This is a genomic window from Curtobacterium uvaldense, assembly GCF_028307415.1.
Classification (GTDB): domain Bacteria; phylum Actinomycetota; class Actinomycetes; order Actinomycetales; family Microbacteriaceae; genus Curtobacterium.
The window spans coordinates 56013-81996 of the sequence record NZ_JAQMHU010000017.1; the positions used below are offsets into that span (position 1 = coordinate 56013).

The window sequence follows — 25984 nt, forward strand, 5'->3', positions numbered from 1 at the left end:
TCACGGCCTGCCCGGCCGGACAGCGCCGGCTGGCCCGCTGGTCAGAGCGTCACGACCACCTTGCGCGCGGACACCCCTGCGCGCTGCCGGTCGATCGCGCCCTGCACCGCGCCCGGCCCGTGCCCGACGACGAGCGGCTCCGGCATCGGTCGGATCGAGCCGTCGGCGAGCCCCTCGGGCAGGACCCGGCCCCACAGCTCCGGGCCCAGGTCGTCGTCGCGCAGGCTGCTCCCCCACACGAACGCGGCCCGGATCCCCGCACGACGGGCACGCAGCGTGAGCGCCAGCGTGGCGAGTCCGAGGCGGGTGAACACCGGGAGCATCGCCGGGAAGAGTCGCCGACGGCCGGCGATCCGGTCGAGGGAGACCGGCGTGCTCGCCATCGCCAGCGCGGTGCCACCCGTCCGGCGGAGCACCTCGATGCACGCGGCCGTCGAGGTCGTCCCGAGCGCGACGGCACCGACGACGGGGCGTCCGGCGACGCCGGCGACGAGGTCGTCCAGCGCCGTCGGCGAACCGTGGTCGACGACGACGTCGGCCCCGAGCGACCGGACGGTCGCGGCGTTCCGGGGCGACGCGGTGCTCACGACCGCGTACCCGGCGGCACGGGCGAGCTGCACCGCGTTCATCCCGACGCTCGTCGAACCACCCCAGACCACGACGACGCCGGAGCGGTCCGACGGCGCGTCGGCGGCCCCGGGGAGCGGGAGCCCGAGGTGCTTCGGCTGGAACAGCGCGCAGGCGGCGGTCGAGGCCCCGAGCGGCAGGACCGCGGCCTGTTCGAGGGGCACGTCGTCCGGCACCGCGGCGGTCAGGCGTTCGAGCAGCGCGGTGTGTTCCTGGAACGCGCCCTCGTGCACCGGGTCGCGGCCACGGTCGGTCCCGGTCGCGAGTCCGACGACGCGGTCGCCGACCGCGAAGCGGGTGACGCCGGAGCCGACGGCGACGACCTCGCCGGCGACGTCCGAGCCGAGCACCGCCGGCGTCCGGAGCCAGCGGTAGGTCACCGGCCCCGTGCCCTGGATCACCCAGTCCACGGGGTTGACGGCAGCGGCGCGGACGCGCACGACCACCTCGTCCTCGGCGGGGACGGGGACCGGTACCCGGTCGACGACGAGTGTGCCCCGGGGTTCACGGAGCAGAGCGGCGGAGTTGTCGGGCACGGCGGGCCTTTCGTCACGAGCGATGACACCTGGTGTCGTCACTCTACCCGCCCTCGGCACCGAGTGTCATCACTAGGGTGTCCCCATGGCGAGATGGGCACCGGACACCCGTGAGCGACTGCGGACGGCCGCGATGGAGCTCTTCGCGGAACGCGGCTTCCATGCGACGACGGTCCCCGACATCGTCGCGCGGGCGGGCGTCACCCGGCGCACGTTCTTCCGCCACTTCAGCGACAAGCGCGAGGTCTTCTTCGGCGACGACGAGATCCCCGCGATCGCGACCCGGATGATCGAGACCGCGCCGGCCGAGGAGGCACCGATGCGCGTGGTCCTCGACGGGCTCCGGCGGCTCGCGGCCGAGCGGTTCGACCCCCGCCGCGACCAGGTGCTCGCCGCACGACGGATCATCAGCGAGGAGCCCGACCTGCGGGAGCGGGACCTGCGGAAGCAGGAGGACCTGCGGGCGGCGGTCCGGGACGGCTTCCGTCGCCGCGGCGAGGACGACCGGACCGCCCGCTCCGTCGCCGGGCTCACGGTCCTCGTCCTGCAGACCGCGCTCGAGACGTGGCTCGAGGACGCGGACGGAACACCGCTGCAGGACCACCTCGACGCCACGGTCGACCGGGTCACCGGACTGCTCGACACCGGTCGCTGACCGGCGCACGGCCCCCACACGACAGCGAGGGCCCGAGGGTCAGGCCCCGGACTGCTGCATCAGCACCTGCACGAAGCCCGGGTCCTGGAACATCACCACGGCGAAGGCGACCAGGCTGACGAGCGACGCCACGGCCCCGCCGAGCAGCGGGACCCAGAACGTCCACCTCCGAGCGGCCAGCCGACGCAGGGACCACCACGCGACGAGGGCGAACACGACCACGTTGCCGATGGCTCCGACGGCAGCGGCGGTCGACAGCGCCGTGGGGTCGGAGAGCTCCAGGCCCTGCTGTTCGAACGCCCTGCGCACGGCGGAGGCGACGTCGCTCACCGCGAGCGACTGCACGACCGACAGCAGACCGAACGCCAACAGGGCGACCGTCACCACGAAGTCGAACTGCGACGCCCCGAAGCGGCTCGAGAGCGTCGGCCGCTCCTGACCGGCCGCGGCACCCCGCGACGGCCCGGCGCCGGTGCCACCGGGCGTGCGGCGGTCCGTCGGACGGGTCGTGCGTGCCGTGCCACGGTCGGTCGGCCCCTGGGTCGCCGCGCGGGCACGGTCGTCGGCCTCGCGCCGCTGCCGGTCGCGCCGTTCCTGCTCGACCAGGACCGGGTTCACCCAGCCCTCCGGCGCGTACTCGCCGTACTCGGGAGCGGGCGTGCCGTGGACCCGGCCGTCCCGTCGACCGGAGGCCGGTGCGGCGGAGGCGGGACGGCCCTCCAGGCCGAGGGCGGTCTCGTCCACGTGCCCCGGTTCACGGTCCGGTGCCGACGACCAGTCGCCGCGGAGGCCGCTCACGAGCGACGCCCGCCGAGGGCGCGGGTGGGGTTGCCCGCGGCGTCCGTGCGGAGCTCCTTGGGGAGCGAGAACATGAGGTCCTCGTGCGCCGTCACGACCTCTTCCACGGTGCCGTAGCCGGCGTCCGCGAGCTGCTCGAGCACCTCGGTGACGAGTTCCTCGGGCACCGAGGCACCGCTGGTCACCCCCACCGTGCGGACACCGTCGAGCCAGTCCTGGCGGATCTCCTCGGCGTAGTCGACCCGGTGGGCGGACGCCGCACCGTACTCGAGGGCGACGTCGACGAGGCGCACGCTGTTCGAGGAGTTCGCCGAACCGACGACGATGACGAGGTCGGCGTCGGGCGCCACCTTCTTCACCGCGACCTGGCGGTTCTGCGTGGCGTAGCAGATGTCGTCCGACGGCGGGTTCTCGATGGACGGGAACCGCTCACGGAGCAGGCGGACGGTCTCCATCGTCTCGTCGACGCTCAGGGTGGTCTGCGACAGCCAGACGAGGTTGTCGGGGTCGGGCACCTCGAGCGCGGCGACGTCCTCGGGTCCGTTGACCAGGATCGTGCGCTCGGGCGCGTGGCCCATGGTGCCCTCGACCTCCTCGTGACCGGCGTGGCCGATCAGGACGATCGTGCGGTCCGCCTTCGCGAAGCGGGTGGCCTCGCGGTGGACCTTGGTGACGAGGGGGCAGGTCGCGTCGATCGCGTGCAGGTCGCGTTCTGCGGCACCGGCCACGACGGCGGGTGCGACGCCGTGCGCACTGAAGACGACGTGTGCGCCGCGCGGGACCTCGGCGACGTCGTCGACGAACACCGCGCCGCGCTGCTCGAGCGTGGAGACGACGTGGACGTTGTGGACGATCTGCTTCCGCACGTAGACCGGCTCGCCGTACTGCTCGAGCGCCTTCTCGACGGCGACCACGGCACGGTCGACACCCGCGCAGTACCCGCGGGGCGCGGCGAGCAGGACCTTCTTCGTGCCGGCGACCGGCTCGTCCCGCAGCCGACCACGCGCTGCGTGCACCCGCGGCGGGGCGAGCGGGACCGTGCGGCCGTTGGTGATCGTCACGTCCCCGATGATAGGTGCCGGGCACGCGCGGGGCCTGGGTGCGTCCGGGGCCGAGCCGGGCCGTGACGACGTGGTGGAGCACCGGCGTGCGGCGCCGCGGGCCGGCGCTGTCGCCGGGATGCGGCACGATGGTGGGCATGGCGATCGAACAGGGCCCGCCGACGGCCGACAACCCGTGGCCCGTCGCCCTGCTCGGGGCGAAGCTCCGCGACTGGATCGACCGACTCGGCACCGCCTGGGTCGAGGGCGAGATCACGCAGTGGAACGTCGCCGGCGGCAACGTCTACGGCAAGCTCAAGGACGTCGAGGTCGACGCAACCGTGTCCTTCTCGATCTGGTCGAGCGTGCGTTCCCGGGTGCCCGCGGACCTGGGGCAGGGCGCCCGCGTCGTCGCCGCGGTGAAGCCGAACTACTGGGTCAAGGGCGGCTCGCTCACCATGCAGGTGGTCGAGATGAAGCACGTCGGCCTCGGTGACCTGCTCGAGCGGCTCGAACGGCTCCGGCGCACCCTGGCGGCGGAGGGCCTGTTCGACCCGTCCCGCAAGAAGCGTCTGCCGTTCCTGCCGCACCGGATCGGCCTGATCACCGGCAAGGACTCCGACGCCGAGAAGGACGTCAAGCGGAACGCGCAGCTCCGCTGGCCGCAGGTCGAGTTCCGCACGGTGCACACGGCGGTGCAGGGCGAGCGGGCCGTGGGCGAGGTCACGGCCGCGATCGTCGAGCTCGACGCCGACCCGACCGTCGACGTCATCATCGTCGCCCGGGGTGGCGGCGACTTCCAGAACCTGCTCGGCTTCAGCGACGAGGGACTCGTCCGGACCGCCGCTGCCGCCACCACCCCCATCGTCTCCGCCATCGGGCACGAGGCGGACCGCCCGATCCTCGACGAGGTCGCCGACCTGCGCGCCTCCACCCCCACGGACGCGGCGAAGCGCGTGGTGCCCGACGTGGCCGAGGAGCTCGCGAACGTCCGCCAGGCCCGGGCCCGGCTCGGGCTGCGGCTCTCGCACACCCTGTCGGTCGAGGCCGACCGGATCGCCGCCCTCCGGTCGCGCCCGGCGCTGGCGTCGACCGCCTGGCTCGTCGACACCCGGGCCGAGGAGGTCGCACGCGACCTGTCCCGTGCCCGTGAGCTGCTCGACCGACGCCTCGAGCGCTCGCACAGCGACGTCGGGCACCTGACCGGGCGGCTGCGCGCGCTCTCGCCGCGCGACACCCTGCGCCGCGGCTACGCCATCGTGCAGCGGAGTGACGGCGGGGTCGTGCGCGGTACCGAGGACCTCGACGGTGCGACGCCGGTCCACGTCACCCTCGGCGCGGGCACGGCGACGGGGACACTCGAGCCGGAGGGACCGGGGCCGGACGGTTCCGGGGCGTAGCCCGGTCTCCACGGGCTCCGCCGGCGGTGCACCGCCGACGGAGGGTGCTCGGTAGGATCGGGGTGTGTCATCCCAGCAGGAACCCGTGCCGTCCGACGTGCAGTCGCTGAGCTACGAGGCGGCGCGCGACGAACTCGTGCGCGTCGTCGGTGAGCTGGAGCAGGGGTCCGCGACGCTCGAGCGTTCGCTCGCGCTCTGGGAGCGTGGCGAAGCCCTCGCGGCCCGGTGCGAGGAGTGGCTCGTCGGCGCGCGCGCCCGGCTGGACGCCGCCCGTGCCGCGTCTGCCGGTGACGGCACCGCGGACACCGCAGGCGACCCGGACGGAGCAGCACGGTGACCGACCCCGACGGACGCCCGATCGTCGCCGAGCTCGGCCGCCCGGAGACCCCGGAGGAGACCTGGGCCCGGAAGGACGCCGCGCGACGCTCCCGCCGCGAGCACCAGACCGCCTTCAACCTCGTGCTGGCGCTCATCGCATCGCTCGGCATCGTGCTCTTCCTGGTCGCCGTGGTCGTGCGACCGGACCAGACCGTCGACCGGTCCGTGGACTACCAGCAGGTCGCCGCCGGTGCCGACGTGCCCGGCGTGACGCTCGCGGCACCGGACCTGCCCGACGATTTCACCTCGAACCGCGCCGACTTCCAGGACAAGACGTCGGACGGCGTGCGGGTCTGGACGGTCGGCCTCGTCACCCCGGACCGCCAGTACATCGGCCTCCAGCAGGGCATCGATGCGAACGCGTCGTGGGTGGCCAACCAGCTCGACCAGGAGCCCGCCACCGGTGACCGCACCATCGACGGCACGAAGTGGACCGTGTACGACCGTCGCGACGAGGGCAAGGACGCCGGGAACCACGCGTACTCGCTCGTGCACACCTTCGGCCGCGACACCATCGTCCTGTCCGGCACGGCCGACGACTCGTCGTTCACGACCGTCGCGAAGGCCGTCACCGAGCAGCTCGCGAACTGACCCCGCCCGACCGAACCCGAAGCACGAGGAAGACCATGCCCGACCGCGCCGCCTCCACCCCGTCCGACGCCCTCCGCCTGCTCGTCGAGGGCAACGCCCGCTTCGCCGCCGACAAGCGCCGCACCGGCCGGATCGACCCGGACCGCCGTGGCGAGCTCACGGGCTCGCAGGCGCCCTTCGCGACCGTGCTCGGCTGCTCCGACTCACGCGTGCCGTTCGAGCACGTCTTCGACGCGGGCATCGGTGACCTGTTCGCGATCCGCAACGCCGGTCAGATCGTCGACGACGTCGTGCTCGGCTCCATCGAGTTCGCGGTCGTCGCCCTCGGCACCCCGCTCGTCGTCGTCCTCCGCCACACCGCGTGCGGGGCCGTCGCCGCAGCGCGCTCGGGCGAGCCCGTGCCCGCGCCGCACCTGCAGTCGCTCGTCGACGCGATCGCGCCGAGCGTCGAGCGGGTCCGCGCGACCGACGCCGAGCTCCCGCAGGAGGCCGTCGGTGCCGCGCACCTCGAGGCCACGCTCCGCCAGGTGATCGAGCGGTCCGGTGTCGTCTCCGACGCGGTCGCCGACGGTAGGTTGGCCGTCGTCGGGGCGACCTACGACCTCTCCACGGGCGAGGTCACCATCGACACCGTCGTGGGCCAGGCCTGACCGGCCGCCACGACGCGACGCCCGGAGACCACCGGGCCGCCGAAGACACCGGGGCGACCGCTCCGGCCGTGCACCACAGGAAGGACCACGACGACGTGACCCACACCAGCGAGCCCGACCAGACCGCGACCGACCGGACCGCGACGGGCGGTGACGGCTTCCGCATCGAGCACGACACGATGGGCGAGGTCCGGGTCCCGGTGGATGCCCTCTACCGCGCCCAGACGCAGCGCGCGGTCGAGAACTTCCCGATCTCGGGCAGCGGACTCGAGCCGGCACAGATCGTCGCCCTCGCCCGGATCAAGCGCGCCGCAGCGGTCGTCAACGGGTCCCTCGGCATCGTCGACCCGACCGTGGCCGACGCGATCGCACGGGCGGCCGACGCGATCATCGGCGGCGAGCACCACGACCAGTTCCCGGTGGACGTCTACCAGACGGGCAGCGGCACCTCGTCGAACATGAACATGAACGAGGTCCTCGCGACCCTGGCGACCCGCATCGCCGGCACGGACGTCCACCCGAACGACCACGTCAACGCGTCCCAGTCGTCGAACGACGTCTTCCCGACCTCCGTGCACGTCGCCGTGACCGAGGCCCTCATCCGCACGCTCGTCCCCGCGCTCGAGCACCTGGCGGAGTCGCTCGAGGCCAAGGCGACGCTCTGGGCCGACGCCGTGAAGTCCGGACGCACCCACCTGATGGACGCCACCCCGGTCACTCTCGGGCAGGAGTTCGGCGGCTACGCCCGCCAGGTCCGGCTCGGCATCGAGCGCGTGCAGGCCACGCTCCCCCGCGTCGCCGAGGTCCCGCTCGGCGGCACCGCGGTGGGCACCGGCATCAACACGCCGAAGGGCTTCCCGCAGCAGGTCATCGCAGGTCTGGCCTCGGACACCGGCCTGCCGATCACCGAGGCGCTCGACCACTTCGAGGCACAGGGTGCCCGGGACGCACTGGTCGAGGCGTCGGGTGCGCTCAAGGTCATCGCGGTCAGCCTGACGAAGATCAACAACGACCTGCGCTGGATGGGCTCGGGTCCGAACACGGGCCTCGGCGAGCTGCACATCCCGGACCTGCAGCCCGGCTCGTCGATCATGCCCGGCAAGGTGAACCCGGTCATCCCCGAGGCCACCCTGATGGTCGCTGCACGCGTCATCGGCAACGACGCGACGGTCGCCTGGGCCGGCGCCTCGGGTGCCTTCGAGCTCAACGTCGCGATCCCGGTGATGGGCACGGCCCTGCTCGAGTCGATCCGCCTGCTCGCGAACAGCTCGCGGGTGCTCGCCGACAAGACCATCGACGGGCTGCAGGCGAACCTCGAGCGCGCCCGCGCGTTCGCGGAGTCGTCCCCGTCGATCGTCACGCCGCTCAACCGCGTCATCGGGTACGAGGCCGCGGCCAAGGTCGCCAAGTACGCCGTCGCCGAGGGCATCACCGTGCGCGAGGCGGTCGTCGCCCTGGGGCACGTCGAGCGCGGCGAGGTCACCGAGGAGCAGCTCGACAGCGCGCTGGACGTGCTGTCGATGACGCACCCGAACTGACCCACGGGACCCACTGACGGACGGGAGGCACGGTGCCGGCTGGCACCGTGCCTCCCGTCCGTCGTCGGGTCACCCCCGAGACTCGCGCCCGCGGACACGTTCGCAGTCCTGCGACCGCGAACGTGTCCGCCCAGGCGAGTCTCGCCGGCGGCCGACCAGCCGCGCTACCCGAGGTCGGGCGAGTCGAGCAGCTCCGTCACGAGCGCCGCGATCGCCGACCGCTCCGAGCGGGTCAGCGTCACGTGCGCGAACAGCGGGTGCCCCTTCAGGCGCTCGATCACGCTCGCGACACCGTCGTGCCGGCCGACCCGCAGGTTGTCGCGCTGGGCGACGTCGTGCGTGAGCACCACACGCGAGTTCTGCCCGATGCGCGACAGCATGGTGAGCAGGACGTTCCGCTCGAGCGACTGCGCCTCGTCCACGATGACGAACGCGTCGTGCAGGGACCGCCCGCGGATGTGCGTGAGCGGCAGCACCTCGAGCATCCCGCGCTCGACGACCTCGTCGAGGACGTTGTCGGACACCAGCGCGCCGAGGGTGTCGAAGACGGCCTGCGCCCAGGGGTTCATCTTCTCGGAGGCGTCGCCCGGCAGGTACCCGAGCTCCTGCCCGCCCACGGCGTAGAGCGGCCGGAACACCATGATCTTCTTGTGCTGCTGTCGTTCGAGCACCGCCTCGAGCCCGGCGCAGAGCGCGAGCGCCGACTTGCCGGTGCCGGCCGATCCCCCGAGCGAGACGATGCCGATCTCCGGGTCGAGCAGGGCGTCGATCGCGAGCCGCTGCTCGGCGGAGCGTCCGCGCAGCCCGAAGACCTCGCGGTCGCCGCGGACGAGCGACACCGCGCCGGCCTCGTGCACGCGGCCGAGCGCCGACCCGCGCTCCGAGTGGATGACGACGCCGGTGTTCACCGGGACGCCGTCGAGCCGCGAGGACCGGATCTCCTCGTGCTCGTACAGGTCGCTCATCTGCTCACCGGAGACCTGCAGGTCGGTGATGCCCGTGTAGCCGGAGTCGACGGCGAGCTCGGCGCGGTACTCCTCGGCGGCCATGCCGATCGACGACGCCTTGACCCGGAGTGGCAGGTCCTTCGACACGACGACGACGTCCAGACCGTCGTTCGCCAGGTTCGATGCGACGGCCAGGATCCGCGAGTCGTTGTCCCCGAGCCGGAGCCCGGACGGGAGCACGGACTGCTCGGAGTGGTTCAGCTCGACGCGGAAGGAACCGCCGTCGTCGAGTGCGACGGGGAAGTCGAGCCGCTCGTGCTCGACCCGCAGTTCGTCGAGCAGCCGCAGGGCCTGGCGTGCGAAGTACCCGATCTCCGGGTCGTCGCGCTTGGACTCGAGCTCGCTGACGACGACCACGGGCAGCACCACGGCGTGCTCGGCGAAGCGGAACAGCGCCCGCGGATCGCTGAGGAGCACCGACGTGTCGAGCACGTACGTGCGTTGGGCGACCGACGTGGACGAGTCCGCGGTGGACCGCTGGGCGGGTTCGCGAGCGACGTTGCGAGAGGTCACGACCACTCCATCCCCGGGCCGCGCTCGGCCCGGTCACTGTCCTCGACGCGGCCGGAGAGCGGTCCCGAAGCACCGTTGCCTGGCCGCTCCGACCGGGCACCGTGCCCGGTGGGGCCAAGCTACGACCGGCCCCCGACAGCCGGACCGCGACACGCGGACCCGGAGGTTACGGTCACGTGAACGCGCACCACGACGGCCGGGAGGCACGGGGCGGGCCCGCCCCGGGCCGCCCGGCCGCCTCGGGCGCAGGCGCGCAGCGGCGCGATTCTCGGACGCGGACGGATTAGCGGGGTGGGAGGCGCGAACACGTCCGCCCGGCCGAGTCTCGCGGACCGCGGCCAGGCCGGCGGGCGGGCGGCCAGCGCGCGGGCGCGCTACTGCATCGTGGCGTAGGACAGGCACGCGTCGCGGAACATGTCGAGCGTCGCGTCCGTGGTGGACGCGAACACCGACACCCGCGCGACCCCGAGCCGCGTCGTCGCCGTGACCCCGTGGTTGTGCAGCGCCGCGGACAGCGCCGTGAGCCGACCCTGCGGCGGACGCAGCACGACGATGCCGGCACGCTCGCGCGGGTCACGGCTGGACTCGACCGACAGGCCGAACTCGTCGGCGATGTCGAGCACCCGCTCGACCCGGTCGGCCACGCGCTCCTGCACGGCCCCGACCCCGACGGAGACCAGCCGCTCGAGGGACACCGCCATCCGGGCCTGGGCGACCGGGTCGACGCGCGTCATCTGGTACCCCGCGGCGCCCGGCTTCACCGAGGGGACCTCGGTCGGCCAACCGGTCGTGCCGTGCGGCCCGGACAGCGCCGGGCGCAGGCGGTTCAGGGCGCGGTCGCTGAACGCGAGGAAGCCCGTGCCCCACCCGGCGTGCAGCCACTTCTGCCCGCCGGTGGCGACGACGTCGGCGACCTCGTACGGGGCGTCGACGACGCCGAAGCCCTGGATCGCGTCGACGATGAGCAGGCGGTCCCCGATGACCTCCCGGATCGCAGCGAGGTCGGCGAGGTACCCGGTCTGCCAGTCGACGAGCGACACGGCGACGGCGGCGACGTCGTCGGTCAGGCGCTCCCGGACCAGCGTCGGGGTCATCCAGCCGGCTCCGGACTCGACCACGACGGGCTGCACGCGACCGCCCGTCGCCGAGGCGGCGCTCGCCAGTGCGAGCGGCAGCGACGGGTACTCGTCGGCGGCCACGAGGACACCGCCGGTCAGGCCGAACGCGGTGTGCAGCAGCCCCGGCGTCGTGGCGGTCTGCGAGACCACCTGGTCCTCGCGACGGCCGACGAGCCGGGCAGCGACGGTGCGCACCCGGGCGTCCTGCTCGTCGAGGGTCTCCACGGCGCCGAAGCGCATGCGCTCCTGGATCGTCCCGAGCACCCGCTGCTCCTCGAGCACGGCGGTCTGCACCGGCCCGAAGGCGGCGTGGTCGAGGTAGCCGGGCTCCTCGTCGAAGCCGGCCGCGTACTCGGCGATGTTCACAGGGGCAACCTTCCGTGGGACGAAAACCCTGTGAGTCTACTGGGACGCACGGAGGCCGCGCGAACCTGAGCCGCCCGACGCACTCGCCGCCGCCGTCGGGAGCCTCCCGCGATCAGCCGCCGAAACGACGGGAGCGCAGACCGAAGTCGCGCACGGCCCGCAGGAAGTCGACCTCGCGCAGGTCCGGGTAGAGGGCCTCGACGAAGTAGAACTCGCTGTGCGCGCTCTGCCACAGCATGAAGTCCGACAACCGCTGCTCACCCGAGGTGCGGATCACCAGGTCGGGATCGGGCTGGCCCTGCGTGTACAGGTGGTCGCCGATGAGCTCGGGCGTCAGCACCTCGGCCAGGGTGTCGAGCGTGCCGCCGCCCTCGCCGTGCGCCCGGACGATGCTCCGCATGGCGTCGGCGATCTCCCGGCGTCCGCCGTAGCCCACCGCGAGGTTGACGTGCAGGCCGGTGTGGGCTGCGCTCCGGGCCTCGGCGTCCGCGAGCGCCCCGAGGAGACCCGCGGGCAGCCCCTCGTCGGAACCGACGTGCTGCACGCGCCAGTCGCGGTGCACGGCGAGTGTCCCGGCCAGGTCGCCGATGATGCCGACGAGCTGCTCGAGCTCCTCGCCGCCCCGACCGGTCAGGTTGTCGGCGGACAGCAGGTAGAGCGTGACGACCTCGATGCCGAGCTCGTCGCACCAGTCGAGGAACTCGGGGATCTTGGCGGCGCCGGCACGGTGCCCGTGGGCGGCCGACTCGAGGCCGAGCTGCTTGGCCCAGCGACGGTTGCCGTCGACGATCATGGCGACGTGCTTCGGCATCGCCTGGCCGTCGATCTGGCGGCGGATACGACGCTGGTAGGCACGGTAGAGGACGCCGCGCCCTGCCCATCCCACCCTGCCGGTCACGCCACGACTGTAGTGCACCGTGGCGCCGGTCGTGCGGGGCTGTGCATTCCCTGCTGCCGTTCGGCCGGGGGCCCTACTGTCGCCCCATGCAGGACGAGACCGCCACGCTCCCCCACGTCCCGTTCACCGAGGAAGCGGACACCACCGAGTCGCCGCGCCCCGCCTGGCGCGGCTGGATCCACCTCGGCACGTTCCCGTTCGCCATCGCGATGGGCATCGTGCTCATCTCGCTGGCCGACAGCGGGGCCGCGAAGGCCGGCAGCGCCGTGTTCATGGCGACGTCGCTGCTCATGTTCGGCGTCTCCGCGACCTACCACCGATTCCCGTGGGGCCCGACGGTGAAGAAGGTCCTCAAGCGGATCGACCACACGAACATCCTGCTGCTCATCGCCGGCACCTACACGCCGATCGCGATCTGCGCGCTGCCGCACACGCTCATGGTGGTCGTGCTCTGGGTGATGTGGTCCGGAGCCGCGCTGGGCATCGCCTTCCGCGTCCTGTGGATCGGCGCCCCGCGCTGGCTGTACGTGCCGATCTACCTCGTGCTCGGGTGCGCCGCGCTCGGTCTGCTCCCGCAGTTCTTCGCCGCGAGCGTCCCCATGACGGTCCTCGTGCTCTCCGGCGGCCTGGCGTACGTCATCGGTGCCCTGGTCTACGGCTTCAAGCGCCCCGACCCCGCCCCGACCGTGTTCGGCTTCCACGAGGTCTTCCACGCACTGACCGTCGTCGCGTTCGCCGCGCAGTGGGTCGGCGTGCTCATCGTGGCCCTCGATCCGGTGCGCTGACCGCAGCCGCTGCGGACCGCGGCACCGGCCGGCAGGGGCGACCGGACGACGGACGGGAGGCCCGTGGCACGCTCGCCACGGGCCTCCCGTCCGTCTGCTGGGGACGTCGCTGCTGCCGACGTCGCCGCTGCTGGTGTCGCTGCTGCCGACGTCGCGGGCTCAGCCGCGTTCGGTGTCGTCGCCCACGTCGGTCCGGCCGTCCTCGTCGGCGCGACGCACCGGCTCGTCCGTCGACGTGCCGTCGCCCGCGTCGGACTCGAGCCGCTGGCGGATCTCCGCGCGGTAGCGGGTCCGACGGATCCGGCGGGTCATGTCGACCACGAGCAGGATCGTGACGACCGCGACGACCGCGATCGCGACGAAGCCGGCGACCCCGGGGGTGACGTCGACGTCGGGCACGACCGACGGGCTCGGGCTGGGGGCGGCGGCGATGGCCGTCAGGATGGTGCTCACGCGGTGGTGTCCTCGTCGTCAGGGAGCCCCGCGAACAGGTCGGACTCCGGCAGGTCGGTGGGCACGCGGGCCTCGACGAGCTGGTAGTCCTCGGTGGGCCACACCGTCGCGAGGAGGTCGTTCGGCCACGAGAAGAAGACGCTGTCCGGCGGCACCTGGCTGGCGTGCGCGTGCAGGGCGGCGTCGCGGGCGTCGAAGTGGTCGCGGACGTCGACGTGGGTCGTCGCCAGGTCCGGCCGGTCGGCGAACCGCTCCACCCACTCGCGCAGCTGCTCGACGGCGGCGCTGTCCGGGTCGCGCTCGCGCAGTGCCTCGTAGATCGTGCGGAAGCGGCGCGGGTTCATGGTGCGCTCGTAGTAGAGCTTGCTGATCGACCACGGCTCCCCGGCGTCCGGGTACTCCGCGGGGTCGGCGGCGGCGCGCCAGGCGGCGACCGAGACCTCGTGCGTGCGGATGTGGTCGGGGTGCGGGTAGCCGCCGTTCTCGTCGTAGGTGACGAGCACGTGCGGACGGAAGCGGCGGACGACGCGGACGAGTGCCTCGGTCGAGTACTCGAGGGGCACCGTCGAGAACGTGCCCGGACGGACCGTCTCGCCCTTCTCGGCGTCCGGCAGCCCGGAGTCGTGGTAGCCGAGCCAGACGTGGTCGATGCCGAGCGCTGCCTGCGCAGCCGCCATCTCGGTGCGCCGGTAGCCCGCCATGTCGCGGTGGGCGCGGCTCGTCGCCGGCTCACCGAGCTGGTCGTTGAGGATGTCCCCGGCCTCGCCGCCGGTGCAGGAGACGACCAGCACCTGGTGCCCCTCGGCGACGTACTTCGCGGCCGTCGCGGCACCCTTGCTCGACTCGTCGTCGGGGTGGGCGTGGACGGCCAGCAGGCGGTACGGCACGGAGGATCCTCACGGGTGACGGAGCGGGCGGGACGCGCACGGATCGACCCGGGCGTGGGGGCAGCGCACAGCGGGGCGTGAACTACCCTGGGACCAGGATAATCACCCCAGGAGCCCCGAACTGTCCGAACCGCTGCACCCCACCCCCACCGCTGCGTCGGCCACGACCACCGCCGCGTCGCTGGACGACCGGTACGGGCGCACGCCGGATCGTCGGCGCCGCGGGAAGCTGTTCGGGGTCGTCGCGGCGATCGCCGTCGTGCTCGTGTTCGTCGCGTGGGTGGTCTGGGCCGGCCTCGACCAGGAGTCACACGGGCTCGACAACACCGAGCTCGGGTACACCGTCGTCTCCGACCACCGCACCGTCGTGCACTCACAGGTGTCGGCCGACCCGGGCACCGAGGTCCGGTGCGCCGTGCAGGTGCTCGACAAGTCGTACTCGATCGTCGGGTGGAAGGAGGTGACGCTGCCGGCATCCGAGCAGCGCACCCGCTCGATCTCGACCGAGGTGAACACCACGACCCGCGGCGTGACCGGCTTGATCCACGACTGCTGGGTTCCCTAGACTCGACTGATTCGCGGACGAGACCGGCCACACCGGCCGGTCTCGTCCTTTGTCGAAAGGGAGACCGATGAGCAACGACACGCAGACCACCTGGCTGACCCAGGAGGCGCACGACCGTCTCACGGCCGAGCTCGAACAGCTGTCGGGCCCGGCCCGCAAGGAGATCGCGGACCGCATCGAGGCGGCGCGTGAAGAGGGCGACCTCAAGGAGAACGGCGGCTACCACGCCGCGAAGGACGAGCAGGGCAAGATCGAGGCCCGCATCCGGCAGCTCACCGAGCTGCTCAAGCACGCCACCGTGGGCGAGGCCGACTTCGACGGCACCGTCGAGCCGGGGACCGTCGTCACGGCGGTCATCGCCGGCGACGAGTCGACCTTCCTCGTGGGCAACCGCGAGATCGTGGCCGAGGGGTCCGACCTGACCGTGTACAGCCCGGTGAGCCCGGTCGGTGCCGCGATCCTCGGGCTGCGCGCGGGCGACGAGACGACCTACACCGCGCCGAACGGCAAGGAGATCAGCGCCAAGGTGACGAAGGTCGAGCGCTACGAGCCGTAGGCGCCCGGCGCCGCAGTGCGCCCGGCGCGACGGCCGGGGCGGGCGGCGCAGAGCGCGCGGCGGGCCAGCAGGCGGCGCGACGTGCCAGTGCACAACGAGGAGCAGCTCGCACCACGGAACCACGTGGCGCGAGCTGCTCTTCGTTGTGCAGGGGCCGACTGGGCTCTCGGCGCCGGTCAGTGCGCGACCACGTCGCGGAGCGAGGGCAGGATCACCGTGAGGGTCATGACGGGAGCTCCACGCGCCTCCCGGCCGTCCGCGGTGTCGCTCACGCGACCCTGAGGCCTGCGCGGCCGTCCCGTGCGCACCGCTGACACCGACGCGTGCAGCCAGCGCGGCGGGGTCAGTTCTCGAGCAGCTCCGGGCGGAAGCCGACCTCGTGCAGGCGCTGGATGACCTCCTGCGCGTGCTCGGGACCGCGTGCCTCGATCGACAGGTCCAGGGCCACCTCGTTGATCACCAGGCCCTGCCCGTGCCGGGTGTGCAGTACCTCGACCACGTTGGCGCCGGCGTCCGAGATGACCTGGGCGACGCGGGCGAGCTGCCCGGGGCGGTCGGGCAGCATGATCCGGATGCCGATGTAGCGCGACGCCGCGACGAGACCGCGGGTGATGATCCGCTCCATCATGAGCGGGTCGATGTTCCCACCGCTCAGCAGCACGACGGTGCGGCCGGTGTCGCGGACGGCGCCCGACATGATCGCCGCGACGCCGACGGCGCCGGCGGCCTCGACCACGAGCTTGGCGCGCTCGAGCAGCACCAGCAGGGCACGGGCGGTGTCGTCGTCCGAGACGGTCACGATCTCGTCGACCAGGTCGCGGATGATCGGGAAGTTCAGGTCGCCCGGTCGGGCGACCGCGATGCCGTCCGAGATCGTCGGCTTCGTCGTGATCGTCACCGGTGCTCCCGCGGTGATCGACGACGGGTACGCCGCGGCGTTCTCCGCCTGCACGCCGATCACCCGGATCGGACGACCGAGGCGCTCGGACATGCCCTTCACCGCGAGCGCGATGCCCGAGATGACCCCGCCGCCACCGATCGGCACGACCACCGTGTCGACGTCGGGCACCTGGTCGATGATCTCGAGGCCCAGCGTGCCCTGGCCCGCGATGACGTCCGGGTGGTCGAAGGGCGGGATGAACACCGCACCGGTGTGGGCGGCGAAGTCCTTCGCGGCGCTCAGCGCTTCCTCCACCGAGTGACCCCGCAGCACGACCTCGGCGCCGTAGTGCCGCGTCGCCTGGAGCTTCGGCAGCGCGACGCCCACCGGGGTGAAGATCGTGGCCGGGATGCCGAGCTCACGAGCGGCCAGGGCGACTCCCTGCGCGTGGTTGCCGGCGCTCGCGGCCACGACACCCGCCGCTCGCTGCTCGGGGCTGAGGGCGGCGAGTCGGTTGTAGGCGCCGCGCACCTTGTACGCGCCCGTGCGCTGCAGGTTCTCGCACTTCAGGTGCACCGGCGAGCCGAGCAGCTCGGCGAGGAACTGCGACGTCTCCATCGGCGTCACGCGTGCGACGCCCGCGATGGTCTGCCGAGCGGCCTCGATGTCCGCGAGCGTCGGGAACGCGTCGGTCTGCTGCTGGGGCGCGGAGGTGTCGGTCACGGACCCATCATCGTCCGTCGGAGCCGTCACGGCGAACTCGTGACGGTCCGTCGGTGAACGCCCGCTCAGCCCGCGGTCCCCTTCGCGGCGGTGGGCTGTTCGTCGCTGCCCGGGGCCGGGACGCCGTCGGGGTGGCGCTTCCGCCAGCGACGGCGCTTCTTCGCCTCGACGCTCGCGTGGTGGTCGCGCTGCTTCGCCTCGAGCACGTGGTCGGAGTCGAGCCCCTTCCACCGGCCGCTCGCGATCGTCGTGACCATCGAGTTCACGGTCGCGATCAGCGGCACCGCGAAGAACGCTCCGGCGATGCCGGCCAGCCCGGACGCCGCGGTGACACCGAGGACGACGGCGAGCGGGTGCACCTTGACCGCGCTGCCCATGACGAGCGGCTGCAGGATGTGCCCCTCGACCTGCTGCACGACGAGGATCACGCCGAGCATGACGAGCGCCGCGACCCAGCCGTTGAAGATGAGGGCGATGAAGACGGCGAGGAAGCCCGTGACGATGGCGCCGACGACCGGGATGAACGCGCCGAGGAACACGAACACGGCGATCGGGATGACGAGCGGCAGCTGCAGCGCGGCTGCACCGATGCCGATGCCGACGGCGTCGACGAACGCGACGAAGATCTGCACGCGGATGAAGCTCGTCAGGGTGGTCCACCCGGCGACCCCGGCGCCGTCGATCGCGGCGCGGGCGTTCTTCGGGAACAGCCGGACGGTCCAGCGCCACACGTTCTTGCCGTCGATGAGCAGGAAGATCACCGTGAAGATGACCACGAACAAGCCGGTGAGCAGGTGCGTCAGCGACGATCCCGCGCTCGCGACCCCGGACAGGATCGAGCCGGAGTTGCTCGACAGCCAGTCGGTCGCCTGGTTGAGGTAGTTGTTGAGGTCGGACTGGCTGATGCCCAGACCGGAGCTGAGGACGAACTCGCGGATGTTGTCGTACTGCGAGAGCGTCCGGTCGCGGAGCGAGGGGTAGGCCGCCGCGATCTGGTCGACGACGAGCCAGATGAGTCCGCCGACGGCCGCGAGGCCCCCGACGAGGCTGACCACGACGGCGATCCACTTCGGCACGTGGTGGCGCTGCATCCAGTTCGACAGCGGCACGAGCAGGGCGGCGACGACGATCCCGATGAGGAACGGGATGAGCACCTCGCTGAACAGCGTCACGAGGTAGATGAAGACCGCGACCACGCCGACGACCACCAGCACGCGCCACGACCACGCGCCCGCGATCCGCATGCCCGTCGGCACGACCTGTTCGACGACGGGATCCGGATGCGTCTTCTTTCCCCAGGCCATGCGGTGAGTGTACCGACGCGTGCCGGTGTGTGTTCCAGATGCGGCATACGTCGGCGCGACCCCGGTGTCGGCGCCGATCGGTAGCGTCGTGCCATGGTCCGGTCCACGCTCTCCGCCGCCGAGGCCCGCCGCGTCACGCTGGCGGCCCAGGGCTTCGGCGCACCCCCGCGCGACGCGGTGGGCACCCGCACCCTGACCAGCACGATCGGCCGGCTCGGGTTGCTGCAGATCGACTCGGTCAACGTCTTCGAACGCAGCCACTACCTGCCCCTCTTCGCCCGCCTCGGTCCCTACGACCGGGACACGTTGGACCGGCTCACCATGCGGCGCTCCGGCCCCTACGCGGAGTACTGGGCGCACGAGGCGGCGTTCCTGCCGCGGACGGACCTCCCGCTCTTCCGGTGGCGGATGGACGCGTACCGCGAACGCGACGCCCGACCGAACCGGATCGCCGGCGTGGAACGGACCGCGAGCGTCCGCCGGGAGCTCCGCGCACTGCTCGCCGCCGAGGGGCCCCTGCCCGCCAGCGCGGTCGAGCACGAGGCGAACGTCCGACGCGGGCCGTGGTGGGGGTGGAGCGACGTGAAGGCGGGGCTCGAGCAGATGTTCCGCTGGGGCGAGGTCGTGAGCGCCGGACGCGCCGGGTTCGAGCGTGTCTACGCCCTGCCCGACCAGGTGCTGCCGGTGGGGACGCTCGAGGCCGCGCCCGACCGCCACACGGCCGTCACGGAGCTGGTCCGGCGTGCCGCGCGCGCGTCCGGCGTCGGGACCCGCGCGGACCTCGCCGACTACTTCCGCCTGCGTGCGGACGACACCGCCGCCGCGATCACGGAGCTCGAGGAGCGCGGCGAACTCGTGCCGGCGCGGGTGGCGGGCTGGCGGGACCGTGCCTGGCTGCACGTCGATGCCAGGGTCCCACGCCACGTCGCCGCCGACGCGGTGCTCAGCCCGTTCGACCCCGTCGTGTGGTTCCGGCGTCGCGCGGAGCGCATGTACGACTTCCACTACCGCATCGAGATCTACACGCCGGCACCGAAGCGTGTGTACGGCTACTACGTGCTGCCGGTGCTGCAGGACGACCGGCTGACCGGACGCGTCGACCTGAAGAGCGATCGGCAGCGCGGCGTGCTCCGGGTCCGGACTGCCTGGCAGGAGCCCGGCGAGCACCTCGACGCGGAGCGCCTCGCCGAGACGCTGCGGCGGGCGGCGGCGTGGCAGGGCCTCGACGGCGTCGAGGTCACGGATCGCGGCACCGCCGCGGGTGCGGTGGCCGCGGCGCTCGGGGTCGCGCTCGTCCCGCACGAGGCGGCGGACGACGCCGATGCTCCGGCTCCCGAGGACGACACGGTCGTGTGACCAGCGGCCGGGAGGCACGGCGCCCGTCCGCCCCGCCCGTCCGGCTCGGGTCGAGGTCCCGTCACCCGCCGCTCCGTCGCGCCGGTCGTGCACGGCCCGCGGAACGCCGCCGCGTCGCGGCGACGCCGCATCGTCGTCGAGACGCCGCTTCGTCGAGACGCCGCTTCGTCGTCGAGACGCCGCATCGTCGTCGAGGCGCCGCGGATTCCGAGGGCGTCTCGCCGGCACGAGTCCGTCTCGTGTGGACGCCGGCGTCTCGGCGCCGGCATCGCAGCGACGGCGACGGCGGTGACGGCGGCAGCGCCCGTCAGAACCGGTCGAGGCTCCCCCGGAGTCGCGCGACCCGGTCGGGCAGCGGCGGGTGCGTGGAGAACAACCGGTCCATCACGCCCGGTCGCATCGGGTCCGCGATCCACAGGTGCGCCATCGAGGAGTTCTGCGACCGGGTCGGTCGGCCGTACGCCTGGAGCTTCTCCAGCGCACGGGCGAGTCCCTCGGGGTACCGCGTGGTCATCGCACCCGTGGCGTCGGCGAGGTACTCCCGCTGCCGCGAGACGGCCGCCTGCACCGCCGCGGCCGCGATCGGGGCGACGAGCACGGCCACGATCCCCGCGACGAGGACGATCGGGTTGCCACCTCCACCCCCGGAGTCGCTGTTCCGCCCGCGCCCGCTCAGCCCGCTGAAGATCGAGATGCGCAGGAGCACGTCCGCCAGGAACCCGACCGCGACGACCAGGCCGAACACCATGGTCGAGACGCGGATGTCGTAGTTCTTGACGTGACCGAGCTCGTGGGCCATGACGCCCTGCAGCTCGCTGTCGTCCATGATCGCGAGCAACCCGGTCGTCGCCGCGACGATCGCGTGCTCCGGGTCCCGTCCGGTGGCGAAGGCGTTCGGTGCCGGGTCCTCGATGACGAACACCCGCGGCATCGACATGCCGTTCGTGATCGCCAGGTTCTCGACCGTCCGCCAGAGCCGCGGCTCCGTGTTCCGGTCGATCTCGACGCCGCCGGCGATGGCCGTCGCCTGCCGCCCGGCCAGGAAGTACTGGAGCACCGCGTACCCGAGCGCGACGAGGAGCACGATGACGCCCACGGAGACGTTGCCCGCGAGGTAGCCACCCAGGAACCCGAGCGCCCCGACGATGAGCAGGAAGACCAGGATGATGACGACGGTGTTGCGCTTGTTCCGCGCGATGGCGCTGTACACGGGTCAGGCCGCCCCGGTCGGCGTCAGAACTGGACGCGCGGCGGTTCGGCGATCGCCGCGGGCTCGGCCGTCTCGAAGAACGTCGCCTCGCTGAAGCCCTTGCTCTTCGCGAAGGTCGAGTTGGGGAAGACCCGGATCTTCGTGTTCAGCTCGCGCACGCCACCGTTGTAGAAGCGCCGGGCGGACTGGATCTTGTCCTCGGTGTCGACGAGTTCCGACTGCAGCTGCAGGAAGTTCTGGCTCGACTGCAGCTGGGGGTAGCCCTCCGCGACGGCGAACACACCCTTCAGGGCCTTCTGCATGTGCCCCTCGGCCACCGAGGCGCTCGAGGCGTCCGATGCGCCGAGGGTCTCGGCGCGGGCGCGCGTCACCGACTCGAACACGGACTTCTCGTGCGCGGCGTACCCCTTCACCGTCTCGACGATGGTGGGGATGAGGTCCGCGCGGCGCTTCAGCTGCACCGTGATGTCGCTCCACGCCTCGTCCACGCGCAGCTTCAGCGTGACGAGCGAGTTGTAGGTCACCCAGAGGTAGATCCCGACCACGACGAGCAGGACCACCACCACTCCGACGACGATCAGCGTCGTGACGAGTCCGGTGTCCATCTGGGCGTACTCCTTTGCGCTTCGGGTCCGGCGCAGTGGGACCGCGGCCGGTGCGTGGCCGTGGGACGACCGTCCACGAGTGTACCGAGGCGCACCGGCACGACCCGTTCGCGCAGTCTGGTTCACGGGGGATTCCCGAGTGGCGCACACCCACCGTCCGGGGACCCCCAGCCGGGGATCGGTCCCGGGACACATCATCCGGGTGGTGGATTGACCCGAGCCCGATGATCGCGTGTGATGGAGACGGTGGACAGGCTCGGGGACAACGTGCAGGAGGGGACCGTCGGGGGCGGCGGTCCCGTGGGTCGACCCCGATCGCGCGTCGGGCTGCTGGCCGCGGCGCTGGTGACGGTGCTCGCCACCGGGACGGTCCTGCTCGGCGCACAGCCCGCCGCAGCCGCGCCCGCGACGACGTCCGCGACCACGACCACGACGTCCACGACTTCCACCACCGACACCGTGCCGCAGCAGGACGACGACGCGGCCCGGACCGCCTCCCCGACGCCCTTCCCCCAGTTCGGCACCCTGCCACCGGACACCGGTTCCCCGGCACCCTCGCCGACGGACCGCCCCGCCGTCCGCCCGAGCATCGCCGACCCCGGCGACGTCACGACCGCCACCGTCCGGCTGCACGGCGCCGGGACCCCCGGGCACCGGCTGCGCGTCACCGGACCGGCGGCCACGGGCTCGAGCGGCTGCACGACGACCGTGGCGACCGACGGGTCCTGGTCGTGCATCGCCACCGTCCGCTCGGGCCCCCAGCAGGTCTTCACGGTCGCCGACGAGACCGACGCCGCGCTCGGGTCGTCCCGCGCTCCGGCCTCGGACGTCGTCGTCCCGCCGGCCGTCACGACCGACGGTCCCACCTCGGGTCCCGTGTCCGGCACCGGCCTGCCCGGAGCGACCGTCGCCGTGTCGGTCTCCGGCACCCCGACCGACCGCACCGCGCGGGTGGACGCCGGCGGTCACTGGACCGTCCCGCTGCCCGGCAGCACGCGCGACGGGCGCATCGCGGTCTCCGCGGCACAGACCGCGAGCACCGCGAACGGCTTCCGCTCGGACCTGCGGAGCGCCCCCTCGGCCCCGCGGACGGTGGTCGTGGACCGGACCGCCCCGGCAGCACCGGTCGTCACCACGCCGGGGTCCGACGAGCGCGTCCGTTCCCAGCCGTTCACCGTGCGCGGCACCGGTGAGCCCGGTGCCGTCCTCACCGTGTACGTCGACCGCTCGCCGGTGTGCCGCTCCGACGTCGGTGCCGACGGCCGGTGGGCGTGCACGACGACGGGCGCGACCGCTCCCGCCGGGACCCGGGTGGTGAGCGCGATGCAGCAGGACGCCGCGGGCAACTCCTCACCGTCGTCGTCTGGGGTCCGCGTCGTGCTGAGCGACGCGACCGCAGCGCCGAGCGCCGGGCCGAGCGCGAGTGCCTCCGGGGCCCCGGGCGGGCAGACGTCGTCGTCCGGCACGCCGGGGACGACGCCGGACCACACGCCCGGTGCGACGGACGGCACCGGGACCCCGACCGACGCCGGCACGAGCGGCGGCGGGTCGACCGGGACGGCCGGGGGCAGCGGCACGGCAGGCGCCGGGGGCAGCACCAGCGGGGTGCCCGACTGGTCCGGCCCCGCGGGCGACTGGACCGCCGACACCGCCTACGACCGCGGCGTCCCGACGATCCAGGCCTCGTTCTCGTGGGGTACCGTCCTGCTCGCCACCGGCGTCGCCGCCGGGTTCCTCGTGCTCGTCGCCGTGCCGCTCGCGGTGGTCGGCGCCGCGGCCCGGGGTCGCCTGCGCAACCCGTTCGCCGCGCTGCTCGGCCGCAACCGCTCGCGCACGGAGCGACGACTCGGGGACGAGGTCCTGCCCACCTGGGCCGCGACGGCCGTCGGCGTCGGGATCGTGGTCGTCACGACGCTCCTCGGTGTCGGCGTCGCGCTCGAGGCCCGCTACGTCCGGCTCGCGCTCGCGGTGCTGCTCGGTTCGGCGGTCACCACCGGGGTCGTCGTCCTGGCCACCCGCTGGGCGGCCGGCAAGGACCGCGCCGCCGTCGGTTTCCGCGTCTCCCCCTGGCTCGTGCTCGCCGCCGTGCTGGGCTGCGCCCTGACCCGCGTCACCGACCTCTCCCCCGCCCTGGTCGTCGGGGCCGTCCTCGTCCCCGTCGGACGCCCCGGCGCCGACACCGCCGCCCTGCGACTGGGCTCGAGCCTCGCCCGCGGGGTCCGGAGCGCCACGGCCCGCTCGGCCGCGCTGCTCGGCGTCGCCACCGTCGGCTGGGTCCTGCACTCGCTGGTGCACGGGTCGGGCTTCTGGACGACGCTGACGGCCGAGTTCGCCACCACGCTCTGCGTCGGCGCGGTCGGGGCACTCGTCGTGTCGCTGCTGCCGTTGCCCGGGTCGACGGGTGCGGTACTCGTCGCCGGGGCGCGAGCGCGCTGGGTCGGCCTCACCGCCGCTGGGGTCGCGCTGGCGGCGGTGACGGCGGGCGCGGGAGCTCCCGCTGTCCCCTCACCGACCGAGACCGCGGTGGCGTCCGCCCTGTGTGCCGCCGCCGTCGCCTGCTGCTGGGTCTGGTTGCGCGGCTCGCGCACCGCCGCACAGCACCGCTGACCGGTCCGTCCACGGGACGGGAGGCGCCGGGCTCGCCCGCCACGCCCCTCCCGGCCCGCCACCCACCGGACAGGAGGCGTCGCGCCCGCTGGCCACGCCCCTCCCGGCCCGCCACCCACCGGACAGGAGGCGCCGCGCCCGCCCGCCACGCCCCTCCCGGCCCGCCACCCACCGGACAGGAGGCGCCGCGTCCGCCCGCCACGCCCCTCCCGGCCCGCCACCCACCGGACGGGAGACGCCGGGCTCGCCACCCACGCCCCTCCCGGCCCGCCACCCACCGGACGGGAGACGCCGGGCTCGCCCGCCACGCGCCTCCCGGCCCGCACCGGTCGGACGGGAGGCGCGTGACGGGGCGGCTGCGCGCCTCCCGACCGCCGCGCGCCCCCGGTCTCAGGCCACGCGGTGCGGGGCGTTCCGCCGGAACAGACCGGGCAGCAGGCCGCCGATCTTCGTCCCGATGCACAGGCTGACGAACGTCGCCAGGGGCGTGCCGAGCGCGACGGGGTCGAACGTGGTCACCGCGACGAGTCCCACGGTGCCGGGCACGAGCAGCAGGAACGCGGGGAAGAACGACACCGTCGCCGGGATCACCGGGACCACACGCTCGAGCAACCGCGTCGCGACGAACAGCAGTGCGGCCGCAGCTCCGGTCGCGACCACGCTGCCCCACACCGGCGTCGTCCCGCTCACGACCGCGTACGCGCTGATCATGACGGCGACGGACACGACGGTGAGCCGCCAGCCGGAGCGGAACACGAGCCCGAGGCCGACGGCGAGGCCCGCCACCGCCACCCAGGACACCCAGTAGGACGGCACGGCCTCCCAACCACCGCGGAGCGTGCCGACGCCGGCGACCTCGCCGACGAGGGCCGCCGACGACGGGTCGACGCGCAGGCCGGTGAGGGCGCTCCCCGCGGCGATCCCGGCGGCCATGAAGCCGAGCGTGATGAGCCCCTGCACCAGGCGCGAGGCTCCGGTCACGATGTCGGCGGCCGTCAGTTCGAGCAGCGCGTTCGTGATCAGCGCGCCGGGCACGAAGACCGCGACGGGCGCACACACCGCGAACAGGGGCACGTGGTCGAACCCGGTGCCGGCGGCGACGAGGCCGACGACGCTCGTCGACATGAACGCGGCCAGGAACGGGATGATCGCGACGGCCTCGCGGAAGCGGCGGAGCACCAGGCTGAGCACACCGACCAGGGCACCGACGACGAGCGCGAGCACGATCGCCCACCACGGGCAGCGGAACACGACGGCCAGTCCGACCGAGGTGAGGGCGTTCCCGGTGATCCACGGCAGCGCCGGCGGCGGCACGGTACCGGTCCGGATGGCGCGCACGCGGGCGGGGATCTCGGCGAGGGCGATGGACCCGCGTTCCAGGCCGAGCACGAGGCGGTTCGCCCGCGCTGCCTGACGCGACGAGAGCTCGACGCCCTCGGCGTTCACGATGGTGGCGGCGCCGGTGGCGACCTCGCTGACCATGACGAGTGCGGGCAGGACGCCGACGGCGAGCGTCGGTCCGACCCCGGCAGCGTCGCGGGCCTTCTCGAGCGCGGAGCGGACGTCGGTGACGGAGCTGCCGGCGTCGAGCAGCAGGGCGCCGAGGGTCCCGAGCAGCATCCCGGTGGGGACCGTCTCGCCGTCGACGACCTCGACGTGCGCCTCGGGTCGGTTGAGCGCGTTGCGCAGGTTCGCGAGAGCGCTTCCGAGTCCGACCACGGACGTCGATGCTACTGCGCGGCTGGGGTCTGTGCGGGCGGGCGTCTGTGCGGGCGGGGCGTCTGTGCGGGCGGGGCGTCTGTGCGGGCGGGGGGCTCGCACGAGACTCGCCTGTGCGGACACGTTCGCGACGGCCGATCCGCGAAACTGTCCGCGGAGCCGAGTCTCGCCCGCCGTCGCCGGCGGCGGCGCGGCCGGCGGCCGCGCTGCGGCCAGCGC

Annotated in this window: 24 protein-coding genes; 11 read left to right on the forward strand and 13 right to left on the reverse strand. The window is 73.3% G+C overall.

The features are described 5' to 3' along the window. Window positions 1-41: 41 nt before the first annotated feature. Window positions 42-1163 carry a zinc-binding alcohol dehydrogenase family protein gene (locus PIJ49_RS11175; RefSeq protein WP_271826617.1) on the reverse strand — a complete coding sequence of 374 codons (1122 nt, stop codon included), beginning with the start codon at window positions 1161-1163 and terminating at the stop codon, window positions 42-44. A gap of 85 nt (window positions 1164-1248) precedes the next feature. Here PIJ49_RS11175 and PIJ49_RS11180 point away from each other — a divergent pair, with 85 nt between their 5' ends. Further along, complete coding sequence (locus tag PIJ49_RS11180; protein ID WP_066652678.1) at window positions 1249-1818, forward strand: TetR family transcriptional regulator; 570 nt, start codon at window positions 1249-1251, stop codon at window positions 1816-1818. 39 nt (window positions 1819-1857) lie between these two features. Here the strand turns inward: PIJ49_RS11180 and PIJ49_RS11185 are convergent, their stop codons facing one another. Together PIJ49_RS11185 and PIJ49_RS11190 are read right to left on the reverse strand one after the other, a co-directional pair. After that, window positions 1858-2616 carry a DUF6264 family protein gene (locus PIJ49_RS11185; RefSeq protein ID WP_271826618.1) on the reverse strand — a complete coding sequence of 253 codons (759 nt, stop codon included), beginning with the start codon at window positions 2614-2616 and terminating at the stop codon, window positions 1858-1860. Continuing rightward, on the reverse strand, window positions 2613-3677 hold the full coding sequence (locus tag PIJ49_RS11190) for a 4-hydroxy-3-methylbut-2-enyl diphosphate reductase (RefSeq protein WP_081984691.1): 1065 nt from the start codon (window positions 3675-3677) through the stop codon (window positions 2613-2615). The genes PIJ49_RS11185 and PIJ49_RS11190 overlap by 4 nt, the downstream gene beginning before the upstream one ends. Before the next feature lie 137 nt (window positions 3678-3814). Here PIJ49_RS11190 and xseA point away from each other — a divergent pair, with 137 nt between their 5' ends. From xseA to PIJ49_RS11215, 5 genes are all read left to right on the forward strand, one after another. Next, complete coding sequence (xseA, locus tag PIJ49_RS11195) at window positions 3815-5056, forward strand: exodeoxyribonuclease VII large subunit (RefSeq protein WP_066652675.1); 1242 nt, start codon at window positions 3815-3817, stop codon at window positions 5054-5056. 64 nt (window positions 5057-5120) lie between these two features. Continuing rightward, window positions 5121-5393: an exodeoxyribonuclease VII small subunit gene (locus tag PIJ49_RS11200; RefSeq protein WP_066652672.1), complete on the forward strand. Its 273-nt coding sequence runs from the start codon at window positions 5121-5123 to the stop codon at window positions 5391-5393. Then, a complete protein-coding gene (locus PIJ49_RS11205) occupies window positions 5390-6025 on the forward strand; it encodes a DUF4245 domain-containing protein (protein WP_271826619.1) in 636 nt (211 codons plus the stop codon). The genes PIJ49_RS11200 and PIJ49_RS11205 overlap by 4 nt, the downstream gene beginning before the upstream one ends. Window positions 6026-6060: 35 nt before the next feature. Beyond that, window positions 6061-6675 carry a carbonic anhydrase gene (locus PIJ49_RS11210; RefSeq protein ID WP_066652668.1) on the forward strand — a complete coding sequence of 205 codons (615 nt, stop codon included), beginning with the start codon at window positions 6061-6063 and terminating at the stop codon, window positions 6673-6675. Between the two features lie 164 nt (window positions 6676-6839). Next, window positions 6840-8213, forward strand: a complete 1374-nt coding sequence (locus PIJ49_RS11215; protein ID WP_271826623.1) for a class II fumarate hydratase — start codon at window positions 6840-6842, stop codon at window positions 8211-8213. A gap of 164 nt (window positions 8214-8377) precedes the next feature. Here the strand turns inward: PIJ49_RS11215 and phoH2 are convergent, their stop codons facing one another. The 3 genes from phoH2 to PIJ49_RS11230 form a co-directional block, all read right to left on the reverse strand. Then, on the reverse strand, window positions 8378-9739 hold the full coding sequence (gene phoH2, locus PIJ49_RS11220) for an RNA 5'-3' helicase PhoH2 (RefSeq protein ID WP_209683731.1): 1362 nt from the start codon (window positions 9737-9739) through the stop codon (window positions 8378-8380). Window positions 9740-10107: 368 nt separating this feature from the next. Continuing rightward, window positions 10108-11217: an aminotransferase class V-fold PLP-dependent enzyme gene (locus PIJ49_RS11225; RefSeq protein ID WP_066652665.1), complete on the reverse strand. Its 1110-nt coding sequence runs from the start codon at window positions 11215-11217 to the stop codon at window positions 10108-10110. A 112-nt stretch (window positions 11218-11329) separates the two neighbouring features. Further along, window positions 11330-12115 carry an isoprenyl transferase gene (locus PIJ49_RS11230; protein WP_235426501.1) on the reverse strand — a complete coding sequence of 262 codons (786 nt, stop codon included), beginning with the start codon at window positions 12113-12115 and terminating at the stop codon, window positions 11330-11332. 86 nt (window positions 12116-12201) lie between these two features. On the opposite strand from PIJ49_RS11230, the gene trhA reads away from it, so the two are divergent. Continuing rightward, window positions 12202-12900, forward strand: a complete 699-nt coding sequence (gene trhA / locus PIJ49_RS11235; RefSeq protein ID WP_066652662.1) for a PAQR family membrane homeostasis protein TrhA — start codon at window positions 12202-12204, stop codon at window positions 12898-12900. A gap of 159 nt (window positions 12901-13059) precedes the next feature. On the opposite strand, the gene PIJ49_RS11240 is transcribed toward trhA, so the two are convergent. Both PIJ49_RS11240 and mca read right to left on the reverse strand, forming a co-directional pair. Beyond that, entirely contained in the window at window positions 13060-13353 is a 294-nt protein-coding gene (locus PIJ49_RS11240) for a hypothetical protein (RefSeq protein WP_081984689.1), read from the reverse strand. Further along, window positions 13350-14240, reverse strand: coding sequence for a mycothiol conjugate amidase Mca (gene mca, locus PIJ49_RS11245; protein WP_209683737.1), 891 nt, complete (start codon window positions 14238-14240; stop codon window positions 13350-13352). Before mca ends, PIJ49_RS11240 begins: the two co-directional genes overlap by 4 nt. Before the next feature lie 250 nt (window positions 14241-14490). Between mca and PIJ49_RS11250 the strand changes: the two genes are divergently transcribed. Both PIJ49_RS11250 and greA read left to right on the forward strand, forming a co-directional pair. After that, entirely contained in the window at window positions 14491-14805 is a 315-nt protein-coding gene (locus PIJ49_RS11250; protein ID WP_268746777.1) for a DUF4307 domain-containing protein, read from the forward strand. 67 nt (window positions 14806-14872) lie between these two features. Further along, on the forward strand, window positions 14873-15361 hold the full coding sequence (greA, locus tag PIJ49_RS11255; protein WP_066652650.1) for a transcription elongation factor GreA: 489 nt from the start codon (window positions 14873-14875) through the stop codon (window positions 15359-15361). 343 nt (window positions 15362-15704) lie between these two features. Here the strand turns inward: greA and ilvA are convergent, their stop codons facing one another. Both ilvA and PIJ49_RS11265 read right to left on the reverse strand, forming a co-directional pair. Then, complete coding sequence (ilvA, locus tag PIJ49_RS11260; protein WP_066652647.1) at window positions 15705-16964, reverse strand: threonine ammonia-lyase; 1260 nt, start codon at window positions 16962-16964, stop codon at window positions 15705-15707. A 65-nt stretch (window positions 16965-17029) separates the two neighbouring features. After that, window positions 17030-18268 carry an AI-2E family transporter gene (locus PIJ49_RS11265; protein ID WP_066652641.1) on the reverse strand — a complete coding sequence of 413 codons (1239 nt, stop codon included), beginning with the start codon at window positions 18266-18268 and terminating at the stop codon, window positions 17030-17032. A gap of 93 nt (window positions 18269-18361) precedes the next feature. On the opposite strand from PIJ49_RS11265, the gene PIJ49_RS11270 reads away from it, so the two are divergent. Beyond that, the gene (locus PIJ49_RS11270; protein ID WP_271826620.1) at window positions 18362-19624 is read left to right on the forward strand and encodes a winged helix-turn-helix domain-containing protein; all 1263 of its coding nucleotides are present in this window, start codon (window positions 18362-18364) and stop codon (window positions 19622-19624) included. Window positions 19625-19931: 307 nt separating this feature from the next. Here the strand turns inward: PIJ49_RS11270 and PIJ49_RS11275 are convergent, their stop codons facing one another. Both PIJ49_RS11275 and PIJ49_RS11280 read right to left on the reverse strand, forming a co-directional pair. Continuing rightward, window positions 19932-20834, reverse strand: coding sequence for a M48 family metalloprotease (locus PIJ49_RS11275; protein ID WP_066652624.1), 903 nt, complete (start codon window positions 20832-20834; stop codon window positions 19932-19934). 23 nt (window positions 20835-20857) lie between these two features. Next, window positions 20858-21439: a LemA family protein gene (locus PIJ49_RS11280; RefSeq protein ID WP_066652615.1), complete on the reverse strand. Its 582-nt coding sequence runs from the start codon at window positions 21437-21439 to the stop codon at window positions 20858-20860. A gap of 237 nt (window positions 21440-21676) precedes the next feature. Between PIJ49_RS11280 and PIJ49_RS11285 the strand changes: the two genes are divergently transcribed. After that, on the forward strand, window positions 21677-24046 hold the full coding sequence (locus tag PIJ49_RS11285; RefSeq protein ID WP_271826621.1) for an Ig-like domain-containing protein: 2370 nt from the start codon (window positions 21677-21679) through the stop codon (window positions 24044-24046). A 390-nt stretch (window positions 24047-24436) separates the two neighbouring features. Here PIJ49_RS11285 and PIJ49_RS11290 read toward each other — a convergent pair whose 3' ends face one another. Next, complete coding sequence (locus PIJ49_RS11290) at window positions 24437-25765, reverse strand: threonine/serine exporter family protein (protein ID WP_081984684.1); 1329 nt, start codon at window positions 25763-25765, stop codon at window positions 24437-24439. Window positions 25766-25984 lie beyond the last annotated feature (219 nt).

Coding starts and splice junctions, on each gene's coding strand:
- PIJ49_RS11180 (WP_066652678.1), top strand. CDS start 1,249: ATGGCGAGATGGGCACCGGACACCCGTGAGCGACTGCGGACGGCCGCG.
- xseA (WP_066652675.1), top strand. CDS start 3,815: ATGGCGATCGAACAGGGCCCGCCGACGGCCGACAACCCGTGGCCCGTC.
- PIJ49_RS11210 (WP_066652668.1), top strand. CDS start 6,061: ATGCCCGACCGCGCCGCCTCCACCCCGTCCGACGCCCTCCGCCTGCTC.
- trhA (WP_066652662.1), top strand. CDS start 12,202: ATGCAGGACGAGACCGCCACGCTCCCCCACGTCCCGTTCACCGAGGAA.
- greA (WP_066652650.1), top strand. CDS start 14,873: ATGAGCAACGACACGCAGACCACCTGGCTGACCCAGGAGGCGCACGAC.
- PIJ49_RS11265 (WP_066652641.1), bottom strand. CDS start 18,268: ATGGCCTGGGGAAAGAAGACGCATCCGGATCCCGTCGTCGAACAGGTC.
- PIJ49_RS11270 (WP_271826620.1), top strand. CDS start 18,362: ATGGTCCGGTCCACGCTCTCCGCCGCCGAGGCCCGCCGCGTCACGCTG.
- PIJ49_RS11280 (WP_066652615.1), bottom strand. CDS start 21,439: ATGGACACCGGACTCGTCACGACGCTGATCGTCGTCGGAGTGGTGGTG.
- PIJ49_RS11285 (WP_271826621.1), top strand. CDS start 21,677: ATGGAGACGGTGGACAGGCTCGGGGACAACGTGCAGGAGGGGACCGTC.